The organism is Zongyangia acetica, from assembly GCF_038739695.1.
GTDB classification, from domain to species: Bacteria; Bacillota; Clostridia; order Oscillospirales; family Ruminococcaceae; genus Zongyangia; species Zongyangia gallinarum.
Map to the genome: position 1 here is coordinate 223,421 of NZ_JBBEWN010000003.1, position 24,387 is coordinate 247,807.

Here is a 24,387-nt window from a genome sequence, read left to right on the forward strand (position 1 = left end):
CAGCCATGAAAAAAATTCTTGTCGTCCATGGCCCCAACCTGGATCTGCTGGGTAAGCGGGAGCCGGAAATTTATGGGCATGAAACCCTTGCGGATATCAACGCCGCCATTGAAGCGGAAGGGGCAAGTTTGGGATTGTCCTGCGTGTTTTTTCAATCCAACTATGAAGGCGGCATCATTGAAAAAATCCATGAGGCCATGGAGGACTATGACGGCATTATTCTCAACGCTGGCGCCTATACCCACTACAGTTATGCCATCCGGGACGCAATTGCCGTTGTGAAGAAACCGTGCATCGAGGTCCATCTCTCCAACATCCATGCCAGGGACGAATTCCGTCACACATCGGTCATCGCCCCTGTCTGCACCGGGCAGATTGCCGGCTTTGGCTCTTACAGCTATATTTTGGCCATCCGCGCCCTATCCCATCTATGCATATAGAAAGAAGGCAGCACCATGAGCAATCATATAGAACAGGCTATGAAATGCCTTCCCGATGGCATCGATGCCGCACTGATATCCTCTCCTGAAAACCGCCGGTATCTTACCGGTATGCCCTCCAGCGCCGGTGTCGTGGTGATCACTCGGGAAAAAAGTTATTTTCTTATCGATTTCCGCTATATTGAGGCGGCAAGGGAAAAGGTTAAAGGTATGCAGGTGGTCCTGCTGAACAAGATGCGGGATCAACTCCAGGAGATCTTTCTCCGCCATGGGATCCAGCGAATCGGTGTAGAGGACGCTTTTCTCCCCTTGGCTGAGTTTTCCAGCTATGAAAAGTGTTTTCCCCAGTTGGAATTTGTCAAAAACAGCGGTGTCAGCGGGCTGTTATCCGCCCTACGGATGCGCAAGGATAAGGAAGAACTTCGCTGCATCCGGGAGGCCCAACGGATCACCGACGCCGGTTTTTCCCACATTTTGGACTATATAAAACCTGGCCGTACAGAGCGGGATATTGCTTTGGAGCTGGAATTTTTTATGCGCAGGATGGGCAGCGAAGGCACCGCTTTTGATTTTATCGTCGTCAGCGGGAAGAATTCTTCCATGCCTCATGGTGTCCCTACAGAAAAGGCTGTGGCCCATGGCGATTTCATCACCATGGATTTCGGCGGGGTCATTGACGGTTACCGCAGCGATATGACCCGCACCATCGCTGTTGGGGATGTAACAGAGGAACAACGCGTCGTTTATGATACAGTCCTAAAGGCTCAGCTTGCCGCACTTTCTGCCATCAGCTCAGGAAAAGAGTGCGCCAGTATCGACAAGATTGCCCGGGACATCATTGAGCAGGATTATCCTGGCTGTTTTGGTCATGGCCTCGGACACAGTGTAGGTCTTTTCATCCATGAGGAGCCCCGGCTCAGCCCTGGCTGCCACACAGTTTTAGGGCCAGGCGTTATGATGACGGTAGAACCAGGGATCTATCTGGCGGGCAAGTTTGGCGTAAGAATCGAGGATTTGGTGATCGTCCGGGAAAATGGGATTGAAAATTTGACAAAGTCCCCGAAAAACCTCATTGTTTTATAGAGAAAGTGCAAAAACCCCTTGAAAAATATACGCAGATCATATAAACTTAGTATGATACGACAGATGGCTGGCAGGCCTCAACTTGGCACTGCAGCGCCTGCTGAAATGAGCAGGGTCGCATAGGAATATGGGAGTATTCCCTGGTCGGACAACTTACTTTTGGAGGTTAATTTATGATAAGTGCTGGCGAGTTTAGAAACGGCGTAACCTTTGACGTGGACGGAAATGTATTCCAGATCATCGAGTTTCAGCATGTAAAACCCGGCAAGGGTGCAGCGTTTGTCCGTTGTAAGATCAGAAACGTAATTACCGGTGCCGTTGTGGAAAAGACCTACAGCCCCACCGAAAAATTCCCCACCGCTTTTGTTGAGCGCAAAGAGATGCAGTATCTTTACAATGATGGAGATCTTTATTATTTCATGGATAATGAAACCTATGAGAACATCCCCATCAACAAAGAAAAGCTGGGCGATAACTTTAAATTTGTCAAGGAAAACACCGATGTAAAGGTCCTTTCCTACAAAGGAAATGTTTTCGGTGTAGAGCCCCCCTTCTTTATGGAGCTGCAGGTAACCGAGACTGATCCTGGCTTTAAGGGCGATACTGCAACCAATGCAACCAAGCCCGCTGTTCTTGAAACAGGCGCTGAGATTAAAGTTCCTTTGTTCATCAATGAAGGCGATATGATCCGTGTAGATACCCGTACCGGCGAGTACATGGAGCGCGCATAAGAATCCGCCTTGTGTGCAAGACTAGAAAATACGTGGATGGAACTGGTTTCCGGTTGACGAGGAGGTTTGTTATGATGACCATCACTGAAAAAGTTTCCTATTTGAAAGGCCTTTGCGAAGGCGTTGGAATTTCTGACGAGACCAAAGAGGGACGCATTATCAAAGCGATGATTGATGTCCTGGATGATATGGCTTTGACCATCTCCGACATGGAGGATGGTTTTGCTGAGGTTTGCGAACAGGTCGATGCTATCGACGAGGATCTGGGCTCCCTGGAAGAGGATTACTACGGGGAGGACGGTTGCAGCTGTGAGGACGACGATGATTTCGATGAGGAAGAGCTCTACGAAGTCACCTGCCCCAGCTGTGGTGAAACCATCTGCATCGATGAAGAAATGCTGGATGCAGGCCAGATGGAGTGTCCCAGCTGCGGTGAGCATCTCGAATTTGATATCGATGATGTAGAGGACGAGTGCGGCTGCGGCTGTGAAGATCACGAATAAGCAGAAAAACAAAATGCCTTATGATTTATCTAGGGTAAAATAGCAGCGAAATATATATTCAAAAAGGCGCTACAGTCAAAAGACTGGGGCGCCTTTTTATTTGGGGTATTTTACCGTGCTGATCTGCCGTTCGTCAAAATGCCCTTATATTACTTCCTGTTCTTCATGGTATAGTTTTCAATCGGCCCAGCATCTTCTAACTTGTGATGATAAAATTGAACATTTCATGTCAATGATATCACAAAAATAAAAATTGTAAAAAGCATGTACAATTTAGCATAAAATATACTCTTTTTGTCTTTTATATTTTGAGAGTTTGCCCATTGTTTTTTTCATGCTTGCCATGTTATTATAAAGGCAGAAAATGATTGTTAGTTATTTAACAAGCAATTTATTGATCTATCAGGAGGTATCAATCATGGCACGCTTTACTTTACCAAGAGACATCTATTTTGGCGAACACGCAATTGAAGAACTGAAAAACCTGAAAGGCCATAAAAAGGCAATGATTATCACAGGCGGCAGTTCCATGAAGCGGGGAGGCTTCCTGCAGAAAACTGAACAGGTTCTGAAAGATAATGGTATGGAGGTCCAGTTATTTGAAGGCGTTGAGCCCGATCCCTCCATTGAAACTGTATTTAAGGGCGCAGAAGCTATGCGCGCTTTTGAGCCAGATGTTATTGTTGCTATCGGCGGCGGTTCTCCGATCGATGCTGCAAAGGCAATGTGGGTTTTCTATGAATATCCTGAAAAAACCTTCGATGACATCAAAGATCCCTTTACCATGCCAAAACTGAGACAAAAGGCTATTTTTGTGGCTATCCCCTCCACTTCTGGCACTGCTTCTGAGGTAACAGCCTTCTCTGTAATTACCGACTATTCCACCGACATCAAATATCCTCTGGCTGATTTTGAGATCACACCGGATATTGCTATTCTCGACACCGATATCCCCTTGACCATGCCGAAGAAGCTGACCGCACACACAGGTATGGATGCTCTGACCCACGCCATTGAGGCCTATGTAGCAACTGCCCGTTCGGATTTCTCCGATCCTCTGGCATTGAAAGCGATTTCTGATATCTATGATAGCCTTGTCGATTCCTATAACGGCGACAAAGACGCACGAGGCAAGATGCACATTGCACAGTGCCTGGCTGGCATGGCCTTCTCCAATGCTCTGTTGGGAATTGCCCACAGCCTGGCCCATAAGACCGGCGCTGTTTTCCATATTCCTCATGGCTGCTGCAATGCAATTTTGTTGCCCTATGTCATCCAGTACAACTCCAGAACCTGCATGGACCGGTACGCTGATATCGCCCGCGCCATTGGACTGCCGGGTGCCACCGATAAGCAGTTGACCAACGCTCTGGTTGATTCTATTAAGGAACTGAACAAGAAACTCAACATCCAGCAGACCTACAAGGAAAACGGTGTAACCGAAGAAGTCTTCAATGCACATGCAGATGCCATTGCAAAGAACGCCGTGGGTGATCCTTGCACTGCTTCCAATCCAAGGCTCATCGATGTGGAGAACATGAAGAAAGTTCTCACCTGTGCCTTTACCGGCGAAGATGTCACCTTCTAAATGCTTTTTCTCCTCTTCTTCTTTTTCATAATCTTGCAAGGGGGCACTGCCTTAAAAGGCAGCGTCCCCTTGCTGCATAAACCACCATTGCCGTTTGGCTTCAACTATGCTACAATAAAGGTCAGCCACGAAGATTCTCTGGGCTTCGAAATTCTTAGATTTTTGGGATAAATCTCTTTGCTACTCCCGCCGCTAGGAAATTTCACGCAGACGTTCTGGAATCTGGCGGCCCCACTGATTCTGAATAGGAGGTTATAGCATGAAAATTGAAACCCAATGCTTACATGCTGGCTATGAGCCAAAAAATGGAGAAACCCACGTTCTCCCGATCTATCAAAGTACCACTTATGATTACGATTCTACCGAATTCGTGGGCAAACTCTTTGACTTAACTGCTCCGGGACATATGTATTCCCGAATTTCCAATCCCACTGTAGACGCCGTGGAACAGAAAATCGCAGCGCTGGAAGGTGGCGTTGGTGCCTTGTGCACTACTTCTGGACAAGCGGCTAACATGATTGCGCTTCTCAACATCTTAGGTGAAGGAGATCATTTTGTCAGCGCCTCCACCATCTACGGCGGTACCGTTAATCTGTTTGGCGTCACCCTCAAAAAGCTGGGAATTGATGTCACCTTTGTAGATGCCGACGCATCTGAGGAAGAAATTCAAAAGGCTTTCCGTCCGAATACCAAAGCACTTTTTGGTGAAACCATCGCCAACCCCGCAATTGCAGTGTTGGATATCGAAAAATTTGCAAACATTGCTCACAAAAATAAGGTTCCTCTCATTGTGGATAATACCTTTGCCACTCCTATTCTCTGCCGTCCTTTTGAATATGGCGCAGATATCGTTGTTCACTCCACCACCAAATATATGGATGGACATGCGATCCAGGTAGGCGGCGCCATTGTAGACAGCGGCAAATTTGACTGGGAAAACGGCAAATTTCCCGCTCTGGTTGAGCCGGATGAATCTTATCATGGCGTTTCGTACGTCAAAGATTTTGGAAAATTGGCCTATATTACCAAGGCACGGGTACAGCTCATGCGTGACCTGGGTGCCTATCCCAGCGCCAACGCTGCGTTTCTCACCAACTTGGGTCTGGAAACCCTGCATCTGCGGATGGAGCGGCATTGCGAAAACGCGGAGAAGGTTGCCCGCTTCCTAGCCGCCTCTGAGAAGGTAGAGTTTGTCAACTATCCCGCTCTGGAAAGTGATCCATACCATGCCCTAGCACAAAAATATCTTCCCAAGGGTTGCAGCGGTGTCATCTCCTTCTCCATCAAAGGCAGCCGTGAAAACGCTATCCGCTTTATTGACAGCCTCAAACTTGCTTCTCTTGCCGTTCATGTCGCCGACGCCCGCACCTGTGTTCTCCATCCCGCTAGCTCTACCCACCGGCAGCTCACCGATGAACAGCTGGTGGGAGCTGGCATTACACCAGGTCTCATTCGGCTTTCTGTTGGCATCGAGAATATCGATGATATCATCGAAGATGTCAGCCAAGCTTTGGCGCAAGCATAAAAATTTTACTTTGGATATAAAAAAACAGCCGCTTTTGCGGCTGTTTTTTTATATCCAGCTTTACGCCCTTAAATTATTTTCCATAACTAATGCAGCCGTACCAATAAAGTCGGCATTATTTAAAAATCGGGAGGCAAGAATGTCAATTTTAGGCCGAACATCACTGGCCCAAAGGTGATTCATTACCTCATTGCGTACGCCTTCTACCACCATATCCTGAATCGTCCAAAGGTCACCACCGATAAAAATGCACTGAGGATCGAAAAAGGCAATGATATTGGTTACACCAATGGCCAGGTAATGGCAAAGGCGTTTCACCGCCTTCAGACAGATTTCATCGCCGCCGGCAACTTTATCCAAAAAGCTGAGCCATGTCAAGGATGGATCCGCGCCATTGTCTTTGGCCCAGCGAAGGATCGCGCGGGTGCTACAATACCGTTCCAAGCAACCTTTCTGCCCACATTCACAGGGAATCCCATCCGGTTCCACAATATAATGGCCAAAGCTGCCCGCCATACCGGATGCTCCCCCATAGAGTTTGCGGTCTACAATCATGGCCCCACCCACTCCGGGCTTGATATCCACAAAAAAGAAATGATCGTAATTCTGCGCGTTGCCTAAATACATCTCGGTCAAAGCGGAGACCTTGGTATCCTCTGCTAAATAGACGGGAAGATGGTACCGTTCCTTAAATTTTTCTACGATGGGTACGTCATGAATGCCATAAAAAGCCGGCGGTGAATAGATGACCCCTTTACTTTCTGAAATAGGCCCTATCGTGGATACGCCGATCCCCCATATCTTGGGAGATCCACTAGTTTTAAGGATAGAATCACACAACACAAACAGCGCTTTCATAAAATCATCGGCGTTGTTAATATGCCCCATAGCAAAATTGTTGGATACTAGGACATTCCCTCGGAGGTCAATAATACCGGCCCGGACATTGTCGCGTCCGATATTGACTCCCAAGGTCAGCTGGGAGTCTGCCACAATATCAAGCAGGATGGGGCGGCGACCCGATGAGCCCTGATTCTGGGAGAGCCCGCACTCATAGACAATGCCCTTCTCTATATATTCATTGACCAGAGCCGTTACTGTCATTTTACTCAGTCCGGTTTTTTCGCTTAAGCTAATTCTGGAAATCGGCCCTTGTGTTGCGATCATTTTTAACAGCAGGAACTTGTTGGTCCCATTCATGTTCTGATGGTTTACACCTTTCACCCCAAGACCCCCATTTTATAACATTCCATTCCATATCATACCATATTTATTTCGACAAAACAATCATTATTTTTTTTAGGTTTTTTATAGCTTTCTCCAAAAAAATTAAAAGCATAACAAAAAGGCAGCCAGTTGATCTGGCCGCCTGAAAAAAATCACTGGTTATTCTCCCATTTCCGCCAATGTGGGCATTGCCGGCTGTGCTCCGATTTTTGTCACGGTAACCTGGGAGACCCGGCTTGCATAGGCACAAGCCTCCTTATTGTCTTTTCCCAACACCTTCTGTACGGCAAAGGCGCCGATATAAGAGTCCCCTGCCCCTGTGGTTTCCACTACCTTCACCGAATGATCTGCTGGAAAATAGGTGGTTCCCGCTTGTTCGCAGAGCAAGCTTCCATATTTGCCCAAGGTAATAACCAAGGTATCCTTCACCTTGGAAAGGAGCTGCTGATAGTTGGCCTCCGCCGACGCTTTATCGCTGATGGTGACACCTGCATAAAAGGTGGATTCAGGCTCATTGACCACCAGGCAGTCTACTTTCTTTAGAATCTCCGGCCGGATCGGCTTGGCCGGCGCCGCATTGAGCAGGATATAAACCCCAAAAGAAGCAGCCTTTTCGATGATATATTCCACCACAGGTACCGGAATTTCCAACTGCAGGACAATGGCGGCACTGTTTTTAATCAGATCATCCAGCCGGTCAATATCCGCAGGGGTAAAGTCACCATTGGCTCCTTCTGTAATGGTCGCATATACCGACCCGTCTGTCAGCGCGTTGACCGACGCATATCCCGTCGTCCGCTCACTTTTTCCCACATAGGTGGTATCCACGCCATATTTAACCAGCTCCGACCGGAGAAAATCCCCAAAGGAATCCTCTCCCGTTTTGGCCACCATATAGGTTTTTATTCCCAGCTTTGCACACTGCACCGCCTGATTGGCGCCCTTGCCTCCGCCGCAGAAGGAGACGCTGTCCGCCGTATAGGTTTCCCCCTTCATGGGAAGGCGCTGCTGCTTAAAGAGTACATCATAATTCATGCTGCCGATGACAACAATATATTTTTCTTTCATTTCTTATCTCCTTCCCATTCTAGAGAAGCTTCATGTACATTTTTTGCACTTCAATGGCGCTGTTGGCAGAAATGACCCTTTCCATCTCCAAAAGTCCGATTTTGTCCACCATTTCCTCCAGCTTCCGGCACATGGCTATATTAGATGCGCATTCTTCCACCGCAGGTTCCCGTTTGGGGAAGGTATCAAAATAGATCGCGCCCTGAAAATCATATTTTTTAAGGTAATACATAAACTCCAGGGATTTCCACAGGTTCACCGACCCCACCATCAGGCCGTCATCGGTACGTCCCTCTCCGTCGTTAAGGTGCACGTTATAGAGCAGCCCTTTTTCCAACAGAAGCGCCGCGGCAAATGCCGGATTTTCGCTTTTCATCAGCATATGGCAGAAATCCAGCGTAACGCCCAGATTCTTTTTGTTCACCGCCTGGAGCATGTACATGGTGGTGCCAAAGCTGTCAATCATAGCGTGCACCCGCTCTTCATAGGGCTTATATTCAATGGTGATGGGAAGGTCCGTATCATCGCAGATTTCTTTAAAACAAGCCACAGCCTGATTCCACGCCTTTACATAATCCATCTGGAAGGAATAGTCGAATCCATCAAAGCCCAGCCAAACAATGATCTGAGCGCCATTCATCTCTTTGCAGACCTTTGCCGCTTCCTTGCACAGAGAGACTGCCTTTCTAGAGATTTCAGCATTGGCATTTCCGAACTCACCGTTTAAATAAATATCGCGAAAGCGCATATTAATGGCGTTGAGCTTGAGCCCATATTTGTCCATCTCCGCCTTGACCTGGGCCGGAGTGAACTCCTTAAAATGCTCGGGATAGTTGAGATCAACATAATCCACGCCCTCTACGGAAGCAATGCGTTTGACCGCTTCCAACACGGAAATCTTATCCCGAAGAAAAGAATTGACTCTGGTTGCGTATTTCAAAAAGCTTCACTCCTTCAATATTTTCTATTATATTTTACCACAAGTCACCCATTTTATGGGGTATCTTTTGATTTTTTTCTCAAAAAATAGCGATATAACCAACATATCACCATTTATTTTGTGATGTTTGTTGATCCCGCTTAAATCACAGCCAAATATTACAAAAATCCCCATGCCTTTTGACCATCGGCATGGGGATTTTGAAAAAACATTCCTAAAACAGTGTTGTCTGGCTGCTCTCCGGCAGGTCGCCCATAGCTCCTGCGCTTTTCAGCAGTTCTACCACTGCCTTAGATACGCCGGAACGCATTCCGACTTCATCCATTGAAATATAGGGGCCCTGCTGCGAAGCCTCCTGTAGGCTCCTGGCGGCAGCTTCCCCCAAACCCTTTAAGGCGCAGAAAGGAAGCCGTATCTTTCCGTCCTCCGGCACATAGCGTGTGGCGTCGGATTTATACAGGTCCACCGGCAAAAATTCCAGCCCACGGGCCAGCATCTCGTTGACAACCTGCAAGGTGGAAAGCTGGTCTTCCTCCTTGGCGGTGCGGTCATTTCCTTTGGCTTTGAGTTCATCCATCCGCACCTTCACAAGTCCCCTGCCCTTGACTGCGCTTTCGGCGTCAAAGTCCCCGCCTCGCACGGTGAAAAAAGCCGCATAATATTCCAGGGGGCGGTATACCTTGTACCATCCTAAGCGGATAGCCGCGATAACATAGGCCGCTGCATGTGCCTTGGGGAACATATACTTAATCTTAAGACAACTATCGATATACCATTCTGGCACACCGTGCTCCCGCATGGCGTCCATATGCTCCTTGGTCAGCAGCTTGGGCGCCTTGCCCTTACGGGTGATCTCCATGATCTTAAAGGCCATATTGGGCTCCAGCCCCTTGTGCATCAAATAGACCATAATAGAGTCACGGGTTCCTATGACCTCCGAAATGGTACAGGTCTTATTTTTAATGAGTTCCTGAGCATTTCCCAGCCACACATCGGTACCGTGGGAAAGCCCGGAAATCTGAAGCAGATCCGAAAAGGTTTTGGGCTGGGATTCAATGAGCATACCCCGGACAAAGTTGGTCCCCATCTCTGGCAGAGAGAGGGAACCTGTATTGCAGTCAATGTCCTCGCAGGTCACCCCCAAAGCTTCCGGGGAGGTAAACAGGCTATATACCTTCGGGTCATTCATGGGAACATCCATCACCGAGATGCCGGTCAGGTCCTCCAGATGCTTATAGAGGGTGGGAACATCGTGTCCCAGAATATCCAGTTTGAGGATGGTGTCATGGAGGGAATGGAAGTCGAAGTGGGTGGTAACCACGTCCGAGTCGGTGGAATCCGCCGGATGCTGAACCGGTGTGAAGTCGTAAACTTCATACTCATTGGGCACAACCACCATGCCTCCCGGATGCTGGCCGGTGGTCCGTTTAACCCCGGTGCAGCCCTGGGCAAGACGCAGCTCCTCCGCCTTGTGGACAATCTGCCCCCGCTCCTCCAGGTATTTTTTCACATAACCATAGGCCGTCTTTTCCGCTACCGAGGAGATCGTACCAGCTTTAAACACGTGAGATTGGCCAAAGAGTTCCTCCGTATATTTATGGGCATTGCTCTGATATTCCCCCGAGAAATTCAGGTCAATATCCGGAGCCTTGTCGCCGTTAAAGCCTAAGAATGTCTCAAAGGGTATGTCGTGTCCATCCTGCTTATAATCCGCACCGCAGACAGGGCACTTTTTAGAGGGAAGGTCAAAGCCAGAGCCTACGCTTCCATCGGTGATAAACTCGCTGTGCTTACAGTTCGGGCAAACATAGTGGGGTGGCAGTGGATTTACCTCGGAAATTCCTGCCATGGTTGCTACAAAGGAGGATCCAACAGATCCACGGGAACCTACAAGATAGCCGTCGCTTTCACTTTTGGCCACCAACTTTTGGGCGATGATATACAAAACAGAGAAACCATGCTTGATGATGGAGCCCAGCTCTCTATCCAGGCGGTTTTTCACAATCTCAGGCAGATCATCGCCGTAAATTTCCTTTGCCCGGTTCCAGGTAATCCGCTGAAGGTCCTCTTCCGCGCCCTCGATGGTCGGCGTATAGGTACCGTCCGGAATGGGCTTAATATCCTCTATCATGGCGGCAATCTTGTTGGGATTTTTCACCACGATTTCATAAGCCTTTTCCTTGCCTAGATAGGCAAATTCCTCCAACATCTCATCGGTGGTCTTCAAATACAGCGGTGCCTGCTGATCGGCATCCTTAAAGCCCTGTCCCGCCATGAGGACAGCGCGGAACTTCGCGTCCTTTGGATCCAGGAAATGCACATCTCCGGTGGCGACTACCGGCCGGTGGACCTTGTCCGCCACCCGGATGAGAAGGCGATTCAGGTCTTTTAGTTCCTCTTCGGAACCCACCATGCCATCTCGGAGCATAAAGGCATTGTTGCCCAAAGGCTGAATCTCGATATAATCATAGAATTTTGCGATGTTGCAAAGCTCTCCAAAGCTCTTGCCACCCAGGGCGGCCCGATAGAGCTCTCCCGCTTCACAGGCAGAGCCTACAATGAGCCCCTCTCTGTATTTGACCAGCTCGCTTTTGGGGATACGGGGCCGCTTATAGAAATAGTTTAAATGGCCCAGGGATACTAGGCGATAAAGGTTTTTCAGTCCCGTTAGATTTTTTACCAATAGAATCTGGTGGTAGCTAGGCAGTTTCTTGGGATCGCCGCCCCCCAAAGCTGTATTGATCTGGCTGATTTTTTCCACTTGGTAGTCTTCTTGGAGTTTCTGAGCCACAATGACAAAAATATCCGCCAACACCTTGGCGTCGTCACAGGCCCGGTGATGGTTAAAAGGAGGCAGCTTCAGATAGGATGCCACCGTATTGAGCTTATGGTTTTTCATCTCCGGATAAAGGGTGCGGACAATAGGAACTGTGTCGATGGAGGCATTGGAAAAATCCAGATGATGCCTGTCCGCTGCCACACGGATAAATCCAGTATCAAAGGGGGCATTGTGAGCAATCAGTGCCCTTCCCTGGGAAAAGTCGAGAAACGCTTTGACTGCCTCTTTCTCTGAGGGTGCGTCTTTGACCATCTCATCTGTAATACCGGTCAATTCCGTAATTTTAGGCGGAATCGGGCGTTCAGGATTTACAAAGGTGTTAAAGGTATCTACGATCTCCCCCTTTTTTACCTTCACCGCACCGATTTCAGTAATGCGGTCGCTTTTGGCCGACAGGCCGGTGGTTTCAATGTCAAACACCACATAGCAGTCGTCAATTGGATCATCGCACTGACCGCTCACTGCCGCGACCATATCATTGACAAAATAGTCCTCCACGCCGTAGATGATCTTGAATTCTCCTCCGCCAGCCCGGATGGCATTGACCGCATTCATGGCGTCAGGAAAGCCCTGCACCACCCCGTGATCGGTGATGGCAAGGGCCTTATGTCCCCAAGAGAAGGCCCGTTTCACCAAGGTTCCGGCGTCGGTGATACCGTCCATGGCGGACATGTTGGTGTGGCAGTGGAGCTCTACCCGCTTTTCCTCTGCCAGATCCTGCCGCTGCTGCACCTGAACTGTGGAGATATCATAGGGACGAATGGTGACCTCCCTGTCATACTTGTCATATCCCGCCTCGCCCCGGACAATAATGGCCTGTCCGGCCTTGAGGGCGGCAACGCTGTCTGACTCCTTGGCATCCATAATCATTTTCAGGGTATTGGAGGAGGTATAGTCGGTGAAATTGATGGAAAATATATGCTTGCTGCCGTCCCGGCTCTCTCTTTTTTCCACCGAAAAGATTTCGCCCCAGACAACTACCCTTCCGCTCTCCATATTGACCTCTGACAGGGGGATTGGTCTCTGCCGGATCATCTTTCCAAGGACAACAGATATACTGTCCTCCACAAAAGGCAAGCCCTCGGTATCAAAGGCGGCCTTTTGCTTCTTCTTTTTCGGAGGTTCTTTCACAGCCTTGCTCCGCTCCTGGGCCTTTATCTGTTCTTCTTGCTCAACCTGCGCAAATGCAGACTTATATGCTTCGCTTTCGCTGTCCAGACTGAGAACGCCCTCAAACTTGACTTTCACTTCCAAGGAAAACATTTCTCTCACAATTTCCCTGATCTTCTGTTCACAGTTGGCAGCTCTGATAAAGTCGTAGCCACCGTGAGCCAAGGAGATGGACAGCATCCCATCCTCCCATTGGGACTGGGCATCGTCAAAAAAACCATTGACCATGACAGCCCGCTGCCGCAGTTCCTCCACAATCAGCGGCAGGCAATGGGGCCCGAAGCATTCTTTCGGATAAACGGTATGTATCTTTACCTTGTTGACAGCCAGCGGTTTCTCCAGCGCCTTTTCCACACCACAAAGAACCCGCCGGTCCATAAGCTGCTCGAACCAGCCCACAATTTCCAGCGTCCGTTTGCTGTAATCCATGTGCAGGTTCAAAACCTTTGCATTTTCCGGCAGGTTTTGAATTTTATCTTTGATGATTGCACCAAATAGCTGATGAAACGTCTTTTCCGCCAATGTCTTCCCCTTCTATAACTTTTCAATCTCCAGCAAAAGCTGCTGAAGGATATCCTCTTCCTTCACCTTTCGCAAGACCTGTCCCTTTTTAAACAAAACAGCGCAGCCATCTCCCCCAGCGATGCCAATATCCGCCTGGGAAGCCTCCCCTGGGCCATTGACGACACACCCCATCACAGCCACTGTCAACGGCTTTTCCACCTGGGCCAATGCCTCTTCCACCTGTTTGGCCAGGGCGATGAGGTCAATCCTCGTCCGTCCGCAGGTAGGGCAGGACACGATAGTGATGCCTTTCTGATAATAGCCGATGCTCCTCAAGATATTCTGGGCGGCATAGACTTCCTCCACCGGATCGTCTGTCAGAGAGACCCGGATGGTATCCCCGATGCCGCGGGTCAGCAGACTGCCGATCCCTACAGCGGACTTTACAATTCCCATGGCCTTGGTTCCCGCTTCGGTAACTCCCAGATGGAGAGGATAGTCACAGACCTCAGCCATCTTTTCATAGGCTTCAATCATATCCACCACCTGGGAGGACTTAAGGGAAAGGACAATATCATAAAAATCATAGCGTTCCAACAGCGCGCAATGATACTGCGCACTTTCCACCATAGCTGCCGGCGTCGGTCCGCCATACTTTGCCAGGATCTCCCGCTCAACCGAGCCGGAATTGACCCCAATCCGAATGGGTACGCCTGCATTGGCACAAGCGACGGCCACCGCTTTGACCCGGTCTTCTCCGCCGATATTGCCGGGATTGATCCGCACCTTATCCACGCCGGCGCTGACCGATTCCAGGGCCAGCCGGTAATCAAAATGGATATCCGCTACCACCGGTAGGCCCACCTGCTCCTTCAGAGCGGCAATCAGCTTCACCGCTTCCCTGTCCGGTACCGCAATGCGGATGATCTGACAGCCGGCATTCCGCAGCCGTATTGCCTGGGAAATATTTGCCGCCATATCATAAGAAGGAGCGCTGAGCATGGACTGGATGACGACCGGGGCATCTGACCCGATGGTCATGCCGCCTACTCGGACATTCCTTGTTTTCCTTCGCTGAATCAATGCCGCTACCCCCTAAAGAGATTGACAATATCGTTAAATGTGACCAGCACCATTAACAAAATGAGGAGAATAAACCCTGCTGCATGGACCCATCCCTCATATTTGGCAGGCACTGGCTTGCCACGGACACCTTCGATGATGATGAAGATCAAACGTCCGCCGTCCAGGGCAGGCAGCGGGAGAAGGTTAAACACACCTACGTTGATGGTAATAAAGGCCACGATCAACAAGAGGGAATCCCATCCAGCACTGGATGCCTGCGCCAATTCATCAGCGACCCGCACCGGTCCTCCCAATTGATTCAGAGAGAAATTGCCGGTCACCAAGTCGATTAACGAACGCCATACGACCTTGACAATCCCCCCTGTCCAGTAAAAGGACCTTTCTAAGGATTTAAAGAAGCTGTTTTCCTGTGCATATACCTTAAAATCAATATTGACAAATTGATTGCCGTCTTCATCCTGGGTCATGGCAAATTGGACATTGGGGACTTCGACCCGTTCTCCATCCCGCTCCACTACCATATCCACCTTACCATCGTGATCGAGCATCAGTTCATAGACAATGTCCATGTCAATATGCACTGCAGAATTATTGATTTTTACAATCTTATCATCAATCTGTAAGCCCGCAGACTGGGACTGGGATCCTTCATTAAATTGAGCCAATGTGGTGGTCCCTATTGCATCATTGGGGAAGGTCAGGCACATGAGGATGATCAGCCCCAGAATCAGGTTCATCACAGCACCTGCAACCACAATGAGAAGCTTTTGCCACCATTTTTTCTTGCCAAAGGAGCGCTCGTCCTCGCTGTCTTCGTCCTCTCCCTCCATGCTTACATAGCCACCCAGGGGAAACGCACGAACAGAATACCTGGTCTCCCCTTTGGTAAAGCCAAAGAGGGCCGGGCCCATACCAAAAGAAAACTCGTTAATTTTCACTCCATTGGCTTTCGCCACTAAAAAATGTCCTAACTCATGGATGATGATAATAACTCCGAAAACCAAAATGGCGATAATGACGGTGAGAATGATATTCGGCATGTGATCTTCCTTTCCCAATGAAAAAATCTAGAGATAAGTTGCAACCTGTTTTTGTACAAACTGCCGTGCTGCTCCGTCCGCCTCTTTAATTTCGTCCATACTATGATAGTCTTTCTGATATTCGGTCAGGGAAAGGGATGCTTCCACCAGTTCCCCAATCTTTAAAAATGGTATTTTTCTCTCTAAAAAAAGGGATACCGCTTCTTCATTTGCGCCATTGACAACACAGGGCATCAGTCCTCCCATATGCGCGGCCTTCACACAACTGCGCAAACAGTCGAAGGTCTCAAAATCCGGAGGGAAAAAGGTCAGCTTTCCATAGTCTGTGAAAGAAAGCCGCTTTGTCCTTCCCGGCATCCTTTTGGGATAGGTCAGCGCCAGCTGAATCGGTATCCGCATATCCGGCACTCCCATCTGGGCAATGACCGATCCGTCGATTAGCTCCACTGCGGAATGAATCACGCTCTCCCGGTGGACAACAATCTCGATCTCTTCCGGAGGCAGCCCAAAGAGCCACACCGCCTCGATCAGCTCCAACCCCTTATTCATCAAGGTGGCAGAATCCACCGTAATCTTCCCTCCCATCTTCCAGGTGGGATGATCCATAGCTTGTTCCACAGATATCTTTTGCAGCTGTTCCTTTTTCATTCCAAAAAAGGGGCCTCCAGATGCAGTGAGAAAAATCTTTGACAACTCACTGTGATCAGTATGGCCCATGAGACATTGAAAAATCGCTGAGTGCTCACTATCCACAGGCAAAATTTCTGCCCCCGTCCTGCGGGCAGTCTGCGTCACCAGATGTCCTCCTGCCACCAGAGATTCTTTATTGGCAAGAGCCAGTGTCTTCCCTGCTTCCAGTGCCGCCAAAGTCGGAGCAAGACCCGCAATTCCAACAACGGCATTGACCACAATATCGTTCTCGGTCAAAGCCGCCGCCCGGCAAAGTCCATCTTCCCCGCAACAAATCTCTATGGGCAGATCAGAAAGCGCCTGCCGCAGTTTTTGACAGCTTTCTGCATCGGAGACAGCCAGATACCGAGGGCGATATTTTCTCGCCTGTTGTTCCAGCACATCCACATTTTTGCAGGCGGTAAGCGCTGTAACCTCGTATCCCAAATGGTCTATAACATCTAGCGTCTGGGTCCCAATCGACCCTGTGGATCCTAAAACAGCAACTTTTTTTCTCATCAAATCCTTACTCCTGTCGAGGCAGTCAACTAATATAGATAAAAACAAAGTACACTTATTACACAGTAGAGGTGTAATAAGTGTCATTGTTGTTCGGTCTCCTCATATTTTAAACCCTGTCGCTCATCCAATTTGAATCAGCGTCAGGTACTGAATTGCAACGTAAAACAGAGGCGAAACAAACAATACACTGTCAAAGCGGTCCATAATACCGCCGTGACCTGGCATAATGGTTCCAAAGTCCTTAATCCCGCACTGCCTCTTTATAATAGATGCGGAAAGGTCGCCGACTATGCTAAGAAGTGAGCCTATAGGGGCCATAATCAACAGGTAAACATAGTTGACAATGACCTTCGTATTGAGAAACGCAGAACAAATATAGGTATAAAGCATGCCGAACAGCACAAAAAACACGGTGCAGGTTACAACCCCTCCAATGGCTCCTTCCACCGTCTTTTTAGGGCTGATCTTAGGCGCTAATTTTCTCTTTCCAAAGGCCCGTCCCACAAAATAAGCGCCAGAATCAGAAACCCATGCAGAAGCAAGGGTCAAAATCAAGCAGAAAATACTCAAATACTGATTTTGCAGCTGATCCCGGATATTGATTAAGCTTAAAAAAGAAAAAGGAATGCAGATAGACACCATAAACGCTACGCCCACTTCGCCAATTTTCAGTACATCATGTTGGCGTAACAAAATGAGAAATAGAATCAAAACAAAAGCCAAACAGACAACAGGAATTGCCCTCAGCGATGCCATCAGTTCAAAAAACGGAATGCTTGCTGTAAAGGTAAGGCATGTCCCGGTGAGGAGCTTGTGCTGGGTACATTTCGTTGCCAAAAGGACCTCATGTACGGCTATGGTAGAAATGGCACTGATGACAATATTAAGAATAATTGTGTCAAAAAAGAAGAGTACGACTGCCAGAATAACCAGTCCCACTCCCGCTGAAATAAGTCGCTGTTTCATCATAAACTCCATTCCGCCGTACCGTCCGGCATAGTCTTCTCAAACATTCCCAAAACCTGTGCTATATTCCTCCAAACCGGCGATTCCGGCCGTTATATATCTCTATTGCCTCATCCAGATGCTTGGAGGTAAAGTCAGGCCACAGCGTATCCATGATGACGAATTCCGCATAGGCACACTGCCACAACAAGAAATTAGAGATCCGGTACTCACCGCTGGGCCGGATGATCAAATCCGGATCCGGCTGGCCTGCTGTATAAAGAGCGGAGGCAAACCGCTCCTCATCAATATCCTCTGGGGAGATATTCCCCTCTTTCACCTGTCTTGCAAGCTTCTGCGCCGCCTGGACAATCTCCTGTCTTCCTCCATAATTGAGAGCCACATTGACCGTCAGACCAGTGGCATCCCGGCTGCCCTCTTCTGCCTGGGCCATTAGATCCCGGATGTCTTCATCCAGCGGCTGACGATCCCCAATAAAAATAGATCGGATATTATCATCTTTGTGGGAGAAAGCATTATGGAGGTAATCCCGCAGCAAATCCATAATAGCGTTCACCTCATCCTGAGGCCGCTTCCAATTTTCCGTAGAAAAAGCGTACACCGTAAGGTACTTGATTCCGATATCCTGACAATACTGGGTGATTGTCCGGAAGGTCTCCGCCCCCTTACTGTGCCCCGCTTTACGTGGTAAGCCGCGTTTTTTTGCCCATCTGCCGTTGCCATCCATAATAATGCCGATATGCTGCGGCAGTATCCTTTGGGCAGGCTTTTTACTTGCAAAAAAACGCGGCATACTTTTCTTTCCCCTTTCAGGCTACCAAAGCTAGATCGACAGAATCTCTTTCTCTTTGACTTTAGAGATCTCGTCAATCTCCTTGACATATTTGTCGGTGAGATCCTGCATTTCCTTTTCGTAGTCCTTCAGATCGTCCTCACTGAGTTCATTTTTCTTTTTCATTGCTTTAAACTTGTCGTTAGCATCCCGGCGGATGGAACGGATTGCAACTTTTGCATCCTCAGCCAACTTACGCACATCTTTGCACAACTCCTTGCGGCGTTCCTCTGTCAGCTGAGGGAACGCGATACGGAGGACACTTCCGTCATTGGTGGGGTTGATGCCGAGGTCAGATTTCTGAATGGCCTTCTCAATGACCTTCAATGTGCTCTTATCCCAAGGCTGGATCACTAGAATTCTTGCCTCTGCCACTGAGATGGCCGCCATTTGGTTAATGGGGGTGGGAACTCCATAGTAATCCGCAGTAATCTTGTCCAGCACTGCCGGATTGGCCCGTCCTGCCCGGATCCCGTCAAATTCGCTCTTGAGCACCTTGATGGTCTTTCCCATCTTTTCATCGTAAACTTTAAAGTCTTCTCTCATTCTCCTAGTCCTCCTTAACGATTGTACCGATCTCTTCACCGGTCAGTGCTTTATAAATATTATCCGGGTCGGATAAACTGAACACCATAATGGGAATATCGTTGTCTTTGCACATAGTGGCGGCTGTCAGGTCCATTACCGCCAACTCCTTGTCCAATACCTCTTTAAAGGTGAGATTATCGTATTTTACAGCATCCTTGTCCTTTGCGGGATCGCGGTCATATACGCCGTCCACCATAGTGGCCTTAAAAATGATATCAGCGTCGATTTCCGCCGCGCGAAGGGAGGAAGCTGTATCCGTAGAAAAGAAGGGATTGCCTGTGCCGCAGCCAAAAATAACAACTCTTCCTTTTTCCAGATGCCGTACAGCACGGTTACGGATATAGGGCTCCGCTACCTGCTGCATGGAAATGGCCGTCTGCACCCGGACTACAACGCCCAACTGCTCTAATGCATCGGCTAAAGCCAGCGCGTTGATGACAGTGGCCAGCATTCCCATGTGGTCCGCCCGGGTACGGTCCATCTTACCGCTGGAACGGCCCCGCCAAAAGTTGCCGCCGCCTACGACAATGGCAATTTCGGCACCGATATCTACGCATTTTTTAATGCCTTTACATATTTCATAAACCGTATCATAATCCAAACCAAATTTGTTGTTGCCTGCCAGAGCTTCGCCGGAAAGTTTGAGTAGCACTCTTTTATACTTCGGCTGCATATTTCACACTCCTCAGTTTTACAGCATTTTCTTTGATCTCTATTATTTTACAATAACCTGACAGTGATGTAAAGAGAATCCAACTTAAAGAATTGTAAAAGAATTTCTTTCGGAAAATATGGTAAACAGACTAAAAGTATTTTGGTGATATCCACTAGCATTATACAGGTCTGCTATTTGATAAATCTTGATATTGATTAATTTCCTGTGGATATTTATAATAAATTTGAGGTGATAGCAATTGGTAATTGCAAAGACGAAAAAGAATATCCTCAACTTTGACGGTTCCATGTATAACGAGATTTGCGAGTTTACCTTTGACGACGAAAAGAACGGCCACGGCTATTACTATCAAGCCAATCGAGATGCTGAATAATAGTTCGGCCCCGCTTCGGAGGGGCCTTTCCTGTCCTCAGTGAAAAAAGATATGTTTTAAGACCTTTAGAGCTTGCTTTTTGACCGGTGGTGTGTAAGCTGTCACTCACAGAAATAAAACATATCTTTAAGGAGGACGCAACCATGCTGCAAATATCTGAAATCGTAAGAAAAACTGAGGAAATGTTCGACCTGTTCAATGAGCATTTTTACGAGGGCGAGCTGAGCCGCCCGGCCATCACTGTATCGCCAGACGGAGGGCGCGGGGCGTATGGCTGGTGCAGTATCAACGAGATATGGAACGCCAGCGGCGAAAAGTATCGGGAAATCAATCTCTGCGCCGAGTACCTTGACCGCCCCATCTTTGAGCTGGCCGCCACGCTTCTGCATGAAATGGCGCATCTCTACAATCTGGTTCATGGCATCCAAGACGTAAGCAACAACGGCTATTACCACAACCAGAAATTCAAAGCCACCGCTGAGGCCCACGGCCTGCATATCGAGAAGCACGCCAAGTATGGCTGGACGGTAACGACGCTGGCCCCGGAGGCAGAGGCATGGATCAAGGAAACCTTGGGAGAGGACAAGATCAACGCCAGCCGCTTGCCAGTGGAAGGCACCACCAAGGGCGGGAGTAAGAAATCCATTAACCGCAGTATCAAATATGTCTGTCCTTGCTGCGGCACTATCATCCGGGCAACGCGGGAGGTCAATGTAATCTGCGGGGATTGCGGTGAGGCTTTCGAGCGGGAATAAAGAAAAAGCGGGAGCCGCGAAGGTTCCCGCTAAATTGTTCTCTTTGAAAGAAGCGGTGCTGTCCGGGAGCGGATACTTTTTAGCGTTTCCTCGTTTCTGTCATATACGGGCCGGACAAGGGTGTGCAAAAATGAGCCGCTATGGGACTATGTGATCGCCGCGATAGGAAGCGGGCTGATAGCAGCCTAATCCGCCAAGTCCCCGGAAAACAGAAAAAGCCCGGAAAGCCCATAATATCAGGCTTTCCGGGCATAGATACAAAAACAGCCCTCCAATTTGGAAGGCTGTTTTTGTATTAAAGATTGTTCCTTAATATGGTGGAGGCGACGGGAGTTGAATGTGAAAAAGGACTTTTTATAGTCTTTTATAAAGTGTAATAAACCGCATAAATAAGCCTTTTTTTGACTTTGCTTTTTGCGAACATTCGTTTTTTATAATGACCAAATAATGACCAAAAAGGCCGGCAAGAAATCCCCGCTTAAGGGATTCTTTTCCGCTTCATCTCTGCCCTTAATGCCCGTTGTTCTTTCAGGTACCCATAATAGAACGCGTTGCACATGACATTCCATGTATTAGGGCCCGCCTCATAAATAGCTTGCATCTCCCCTACCCGCATTGTGTAATTTTTATCCGCCTTTCTGCGCGTCTCTGCAATTAACTCCATCACCCGTGTGCATTGTCCCACATCAATCAACCTCCAATATAGCTTTGATATTATCTATTTCGGTTTCTTGTGCTGTGAGCATGTCAAAAAGGAGACATGTTGCGTCAGATAGTTGATTTAACAGAAACTTGCTGGGTTTTTCTAGGCAACAAAACAACAAATAAGCCATTGCCCTTGTTTGCCACGCTCGTTTGTCGATACTTTTTACAAGCTCGGTTAATTCTTCCATGCCCTTATGCCTCCTGTTCAAAAAAATTGTCCTTTGTCAATCTATTTATGGACTTCGCAACCTCGCCCGCCTGTGCAAAAGATAAACCAGCGCAATAAAGCTTGTGGAAATCCACGGTGGGGAAATCTTTTTCTGTAAAGGTGTACACGGGTATTGGTTGATTGTTCATGGTTTTAAACACCATCTTTTTCCACTGTGAAAATTTTACACCATCACCCCAACTTCCACCACAAGGCCATAATACAGACCGTCATAACCACAGACCCTTTCCCTTTTACGGCCGCTATAACAGCCGTTGCGTTGCGATCTGCGCTATTTCCCGCATCCCGCTCTAGGCTGATGTGGATATCCTCCGGGGTGTATTGGGTCAGATGCTCAATTGCCCGCTGCCGGTTGCCGTAGGTCACGCCTTTCACCTTCACCAATAAAGCGGGCAGCTTCACCAGTATCCAGGCTTTGACCATGGCTGTACTTCGGCTGTAGCCCTCTTTCACTAGGCGATTAGCGATCACCATAACGGCACTATTCTTCGTTCTTGCCATTGATTTTCGGCTCCTTTCGTGGTAAGATAGAGCCAAAGGGAGAGGCTTTTTGCTAAGTGGTCTTAACCTTGCTGGTGGTTAGCCTTTGTGGTGAAGGGCTAGCCACATTTTTTATATTGCTCGAAATACGCTTGCTTCTGCTCTTTACTGAGCTTTTGCCAGTCTTTCCATTTCATGCGGCCTACCCCCTTTCGGTGCGCGCCTCTCTTCTCCTTCGGCGGTATTTTCCGCCCCCAAAGGCCGGCCCCAAAACATCCGCCCCCCATTGCAGTACAAGGTGCAGATACGCCAAAACCACCGGAAAGCGGCGCATGCCCAACCGGTGTATGCGCCAAAGGCCGTCCAGGGCTTTGTAAAATCGGATTGCTTGTACTGGCCATTCTTCCATCCAAAGCAAATGTAAATCGATTTTATTCTAACTCATTTCACATAAAAACACAATGTTTCCCCCCTTTTTCTCATCGGGAAATACAAGGAAACCACTCCAAAACTCCTCTCACAAAAAAGGACAGCCGTTAAAAAACGGCTGTCCAAACAGCGGGCGGCGCCCGCAAACCTTATTCTGGAAACGGCCCCTCCGGCGCGCCGGCGTTGGGGCCAAAATGCTTGAGAAGAACCAGCGGCTCGCAGAGGCTCAGGTTTTTCACGCATACGCCGGCCCGTGCCGCCTGTTCCCCGATGAAAAATTCGTCGGCGCTCCTCCCCCCGAACCGAAGCATGGTGGGAGCCTCGCAGGGATGCACCCCCAGCGTCCCATGGCCCTGGATAACGACACATCCATAGCAGGCGCTGTCTTTGACGACGGCGCTGCCGCCTGGGGGAACGGAGAGCTCTTTCGCGGCAATGTAGGGATTGCCGTAAATAATCCAGCTTTCCTCATAGTCTCCCGGCGTTTGGATGGGCACAGGCGGACGGAAATAATGCGCTTTATAATCGGGATCGGTGGATTTTTCCCAGTCGATCTGTTCCAGGATATAGACGGGATCATCCTTCTTTTCCTCTGGGCAATTTTCCACCATCTTTTCATAAGGAGTGACCTCCCCGGCGGACACACTCTGGAAAACAGCCCCGCAGTCCGAATTCCACTGGGGCTCATAGGTTACCAGGGAGGCCGGAGCATGGACGACGCCGGGCGGCGTATACCATCCGGTGCCCAGCTTGGCGCGGTAACCTCGGCAGTATTCGGTGATGCGGTTGTCCCCCCCGCGAAAATCGCGGATACATTGGAGAATATCCTCCCGGGTGGTGGTGGGTTCAAAGCCGAAATAGCTGTACGGCGCCCGTCCCTGACAACCGTTGAGCTGCTTGGGATAGTAATATGCCTCCGGCTTCTCGTTTTTCCCCACCCGCTCCGTCACTTTCTGCGGCGGGTGGATGTGCAGAAAAATTTGGTCCTCATAGTCAAAGAATTTGGCGAACATGGGAAAGGTCCCATATTTTTTAAAGAGCTCCTCCCCAATGAGCCGGGGACCCAGCGCTTCTATAAAGTCCCGGAAGAGTACTTTCCCCTCCGGCGCCTGGGGTACCGGCACAAAGCTCATCCCCTCGTCGGGCGTGGTGTCCGGACCGTTGTCGGCGCGGACTGAAGAAGTCAGCCACCGCTCGGTAATGGCGCCCCGATGGATGCCGTAAGCGTAATAATCCTCTGGATGCAGCTTCAGCCGGCAGCCCGGACGGGGGCTGTGCCGGGGCACAAAGGTGGGGAGCATGGGCAAAATCCCTCCCCACTCCTCCCAGCGGCGGCAAAGCATATCTTTTTTCATTGATGTCTCCTCCTTCTCTCCATTTACGCCGGTCCCGGCGCGGGGGAGCCGCCGCAAAGCCCGG

The 24,387-nt window shown here is 49.0% G+C and carries 24 protein-coding genes; 8 read left to right on the forward strand and 16 right to left on the reverse strand.

Going from position 1 to position 24,387, the window contains the following annotated elements:
• Positions 1 to 5 precede the first annotated feature (5 nt).
• From aroQ to WGC32_RS04350, 6 genes are all read left to right on the forward strand, one after another.
• Positions 6 to 440 (forward strand): type II 3-dehydroquinate dehydratase, encoded by a 435-nt coding sequence (gene aroQ / locus WGC32_RS04325; protein WP_342680792.1) that lies wholly within the window; start codon positions 6 to 8, stop codon positions 438 to 440.
• 15 nt (positions 441 to 455) lie between these two features.
• Entirely contained in the window at positions 456 to 1,523 is a 1,068-nt protein-coding gene (locus WGC32_RS04330; RefSeq protein ID WP_342680793.1) for a M24 family metallopeptidase, read from the forward strand.
• A gap of 173 nt (positions 1,524 to 1,696) precedes the next feature.
• Positions 1,697 to 2,254, forward strand: a complete 558-nt coding sequence (gene efp, locus WGC32_RS04335; RefSeq protein ID WP_191482480.1) for an elongation factor P — start codon at positions 1,697 to 1,699, stop codon at positions 2,252 to 2,254.
• Positions 2,255 to 2,325: 71 nt separating this feature from the next.
• Positions 2,326 to 2,757 carry a CD1247 N-terminal domain-containing protein gene (locus tag WGC32_RS04340; protein WP_224771601.1) on the forward strand — a complete coding sequence of 144 codons (432 nt, stop codon included), beginning with the start codon at positions 2,326 to 2,328 and terminating at the stop codon, positions 2,755 to 2,757.
• Between the two features lie 418 nt (positions 2,758 to 3,175).
• Positions 3,176 to 4,345: an iron-containing alcohol dehydrogenase gene (locus tag WGC32_RS04345; protein ID WP_342680794.1), complete on the forward strand. Its 1,170-nt coding sequence runs from the start codon at positions 3,176 to 3,178 to the stop codon at positions 4,343 to 4,345.
• Between the two features lie 259 nt (positions 4,346 to 4,604).
• The gene (locus WGC32_RS04350) at positions 4,605 to 5,870 is read left to right on the forward strand and encodes an O-acetylhomoserine aminocarboxypropyltransferase/cysteine synthase family protein (protein ID WP_342680795.1); all 1,266 of its coding nucleotides are present in this window, start codon (positions 4,605 to 4,607) and stop codon (positions 5,868 to 5,870) included.
• A 60-nt stretch (positions 5,871 to 5,930) separates the two neighbouring features.
• Here the strand turns inward: WGC32_RS04350 and WGC32_RS04355 are convergent, their stop codons facing one another.
• From WGC32_RS04355 to pyrH, 11 genes are all read right to left on the reverse strand, one after another.
• Entirely contained in the window at positions 5,931 to 7,094 is a 1,164-nt protein-coding gene (locus WGC32_RS04355; RefSeq protein WP_191482477.1) for an ROK family protein, read from the reverse strand.
• 162 nt (positions 7,095 to 7,256) lie between these two features.
• Positions 7,257 to 8,165 carry a ribokinase gene (locus WGC32_RS04360; RefSeq protein WP_342680796.1) on the reverse strand — a complete coding sequence of 303 codons (909 nt, stop codon included), beginning with the start codon at positions 8,163 to 8,165 and terminating at the stop codon, positions 7,257 to 7,259.
• Positions 8,166 to 8,184: 19 nt separating this feature from the next.
• Entirely contained in the window at positions 8,185 to 9,105 is a 921-nt protein-coding gene (locus WGC32_RS04365; RefSeq protein WP_342680797.1) for a sugar phosphate isomerase/epimerase family protein, read from the reverse strand.
• Positions 9,106 to 9,319: 214 nt separating this feature from the next.
• Positions 9,320 to 13,636 (reverse strand): PolC-type DNA polymerase III, encoded by a 4,317-nt coding sequence (locus WGC32_RS04370; RefSeq protein ID WP_342680798.1) that lies wholly within the window; start codon positions 13,634 to 13,636, stop codon positions 9,320 to 9,322.
• A 12-nt stretch (positions 13,637 to 13,648) separates the two neighbouring features.
• Entirely contained in the window at positions 13,649 to 14,698 is a 1,050-nt protein-coding gene (gene ispG / locus WGC32_RS04375; RefSeq protein ID WP_342680834.1) for a flavodoxin-dependent (E)-4-hydroxy-3-methylbut-2-enyl-diphosphate synthase, read from the reverse strand.
• Positions 14,699 to 14,706: 8 nt separating this feature from the next.
• On the reverse strand, positions 14,707 to 15,744 hold the full coding sequence (gene rseP, locus WGC32_RS04380; RefSeq protein WP_342680799.1) for an RIP metalloprotease RseP: 1,038 nt from the start codon (positions 15,742 to 15,744) through the stop codon (positions 14,707 to 14,709).
• A 27-nt stretch (positions 15,745 to 15,771) separates the two neighbouring features.
• Positions 15,772 to 16,932 carry a 1-deoxy-D-xylulose-5-phosphate reductoisomerase gene (locus WGC32_RS04385; RefSeq protein ID WP_342680800.1) on the reverse strand — a complete coding sequence of 387 codons (1,161 nt, stop codon included), beginning with the start codon at positions 16,930 to 16,932 and terminating at the stop codon, positions 15,772 to 15,774.
• A 123-nt stretch (positions 16,933 to 17,055) separates the two neighbouring features.
• Entirely contained in the window at positions 17,056 to 17,901 is an 846-nt protein-coding gene (locus WGC32_RS04390) for a phosphatidate cytidylyltransferase (RefSeq protein WP_342680801.1), read from the reverse strand.
• A 61-nt stretch (positions 17,902 to 17,962) separates the two neighbouring features.
• Positions 17,963 to 18,694: an isoprenyl transferase gene (locus WGC32_RS04395; protein ID WP_342680802.1), complete on the reverse strand. Its 732-nt coding sequence runs from the start codon at positions 18,692 to 18,694 to the stop codon at positions 17,963 to 17,965.
• Positions 18,695 to 18,724: 30 nt separating this feature from the next.
• Complete coding sequence (frr, locus tag WGC32_RS04400) at positions 18,725 to 19,279, reverse strand: ribosome recycling factor (protein ID WP_191482469.1); 555 nt, start codon at positions 19,277 to 19,279, stop codon at positions 18,725 to 18,727.
• A 4-nt stretch (positions 19,280 to 19,283) separates the two neighbouring features.
• A complete protein-coding gene (pyrH, locus tag WGC32_RS04405; RefSeq protein WP_191482468.1) occupies positions 19,284 to 19,994 on the reverse strand; it encodes a UMP kinase in 711 nt (236 codons plus the stop codon).
• Positions 19,995 to 20,235: 241 nt separating this feature from the next.
• On the opposite strand from pyrH, the gene WGC32_RS04410 reads away from it, so the two are divergent.
• Positions 20,236 to 20,370: a hypothetical protein gene (locus WGC32_RS04410; RefSeq protein ID WP_342680803.1), complete on the forward strand. Its 135-nt coding sequence runs from the start codon at positions 20,236 to 20,238 to the stop codon at positions 20,368 to 20,370.
• A gap of 143 nt (positions 20,371 to 20,513) precedes the next feature.
• Positions 20,514 to 21,125 (forward strand): SprT-like domain-containing protein, encoded by a 612-nt coding sequence (locus tag WGC32_RS04415; RefSeq protein WP_342680804.1) that lies wholly within the window; start codon positions 20,514 to 20,516, stop codon positions 21,123 to 21,125.
• A gap of 478 nt (positions 21,126 to 21,603) precedes the next feature.
• Here WGC32_RS04415 and WGC32_RS04420 read toward each other — a convergent pair whose 3' ends face one another.
• The 5 genes from WGC32_RS04420 to WGC32_RS04440 all read right to left on the reverse strand — a co-directional run bounded on the left by WGC32_RS04420 (position 21,604) and on the right by WGC32_RS04440 (position 24,323).
• Positions 21,604 to 21,810 carry a hypothetical protein gene (locus tag WGC32_RS04420; RefSeq protein ID WP_342680805.1) on the reverse strand — a complete coding sequence of 69 codons (207 nt, stop codon included), beginning with the start codon at positions 21,808 to 21,810 and terminating at the stop codon, positions 21,604 to 21,606.
• A gap of 1 nt (position 21,811) precedes the next feature.
• Complete coding sequence (locus tag WGC32_RS04425) at positions 21,812 to 22,018, reverse strand: hypothetical protein (protein ID WP_342680806.1); 207 nt, start codon at positions 22,016 to 22,018, stop codon at positions 21,812 to 21,814.
• A 212-nt stretch (positions 22,019 to 22,230) separates the two neighbouring features.
• Positions 22,231 to 22,560 (reverse strand): hypothetical protein, encoded by a 330-nt coding sequence (locus tag WGC32_RS04430; protein WP_342680807.1) that lies wholly within the window; start codon positions 22,558 to 22,560, stop codon positions 22,231 to 22,233.
• 98 nt (positions 22,561 to 22,658) lie between these two features.
• On the reverse strand, positions 22,659 to 22,940 hold the full coding sequence (locus WGC32_RS04435) for a hypothetical protein (RefSeq protein ID WP_342680808.1): 282 nt from the start codon (positions 22,938 to 22,940) through the stop codon (positions 22,659 to 22,661).
• A gap of 177 nt (positions 22,941 to 23,117) precedes the next feature.
• On the reverse strand, positions 23,118 to 24,323 hold the full coding sequence (locus tag WGC32_RS04440; protein WP_342680809.1) for a hypothetical protein: 1,206 nt from the start codon (positions 24,321 to 24,323) through the stop codon (positions 23,118 to 23,120).
• Positions 24,324 to 24,387: the final 64 nt, after the last annotated feature.

Excerpts from the sequence above, each read along its gene's own strand:
- aroQ (WP_342680792.1), top strand. The coding sequence starts at position 6 with ATGAAAAAAATTCTTGTCGTCCATGGCCCCAACCTGGATCTGCTGGGT.
- WGC32_RS04330 (WP_342680793.1), top strand. The coding sequence starts at position 456 with ATGAGCAATCATATAGAACAGGCTATGAAATGCCTTCCCGATGGCATC.
- efp (WP_191482480.1), top strand. The coding sequence starts at position 1,697 with ATGATAAGTGCTGGCGAGTTTAGAAACGGCGTAACCTTTGACGTGGAC.
- WGC32_RS04340 (WP_224771601.1), top strand. The coding sequence starts at position 2,326 with ATGATGACCATCACTGAAAAAGTTTCCTATTTGAAAGGCCTTTGCGAA.
- WGC32_RS04345 (WP_342680794.1), top strand. The coding sequence starts at position 3,176 with ATGGCACGCTTTACTTTACCAAGAGACATCTATTTTGGCGAACACGCA.
- WGC32_RS04350 (WP_342680795.1), top strand. The coding sequence starts at position 4,605 with ATGAAAATTGAAACCCAATGCTTACATGCTGGCTATGAGCCAAAAAAT.
- WGC32_RS04360 (WP_342680796.1), bottom strand. The coding sequence starts at position 8,165 with ATGAAAGAAAAATATATTGTTGTCATCGGCAGCATGAATTATGATGTA.
- rseP (WP_342680799.1), bottom strand. The coding sequence starts at position 15,744 with ATGCCGAATATCATTCTCACCGTCATTATCGCCATTTTGGTTTTCGGA.
- WGC32_RS04385 (WP_342680800.1), bottom strand. The coding sequence starts at position 16,932 with ATGAGAAAAAAAGTTGCTGTTTTAGGATCCACAGGGTCGATTGGGACC.
- WGC32_RS04390 (WP_342680801.1), bottom strand. The coding sequence starts at position 17,901 with ATGAAACAGCGACTTATTTCAGCGGGAGTGGGACTGGTTATTCTGGCA.
- WGC32_RS04395 (WP_342680802.1), bottom strand. The coding sequence starts at position 18,694 with ATGCCGCGTTTTTTTGCAAGTAAAAAGCCTGCCCAAAGGATACTGCCG.
- frr (WP_191482469.1), bottom strand. The coding sequence starts at position 19,279 with ATGAGAGAAGACTTTAAAGTTTACGATGAAAAGATGGGAAAGACCATC.
- pyrH (WP_191482468.1), bottom strand. The coding sequence starts at position 19,994 with ATGCAGCCGAAGTATAAAAGAGTGCTACTCAAACTTTCCGGCGAAGCT.
- WGC32_RS04415 (WP_342680804.1), top strand. The coding sequence starts at position 20,514 with ATGCTGCAAATATCTGAAATCGTAAGAAAAACTGAGGAAATGTTCGAC.
- WGC32_RS04425 (WP_342680806.1), bottom strand. The coding sequence starts at position 22,018 with ATGGAAGAATTAACCGAGCTTGTAAAAAGTATCGACAAACGAGCGTGG.
- WGC32_RS04430 (WP_342680807.1), bottom strand. The coding sequence starts at position 22,560 with ATGGCAAGAACGAAGAATAGTGCCGTTATGGTGATCGCTAATCGCCTA.
- WGC32_RS04435 (WP_342680808.1), bottom strand. The coding sequence starts at position 22,940 with ATGGCCAGTACAAGCAATCCGATTTTACAAAGCCCTGGACGGCCTTTG.
- WGC32_RS04440 (WP_342680809.1), bottom strand. The coding sequence starts at position 24,323 with ATGAAAAAAGATATGCTTTGCCGCCGCTGGGAGGAGTGGGGAGGGATT.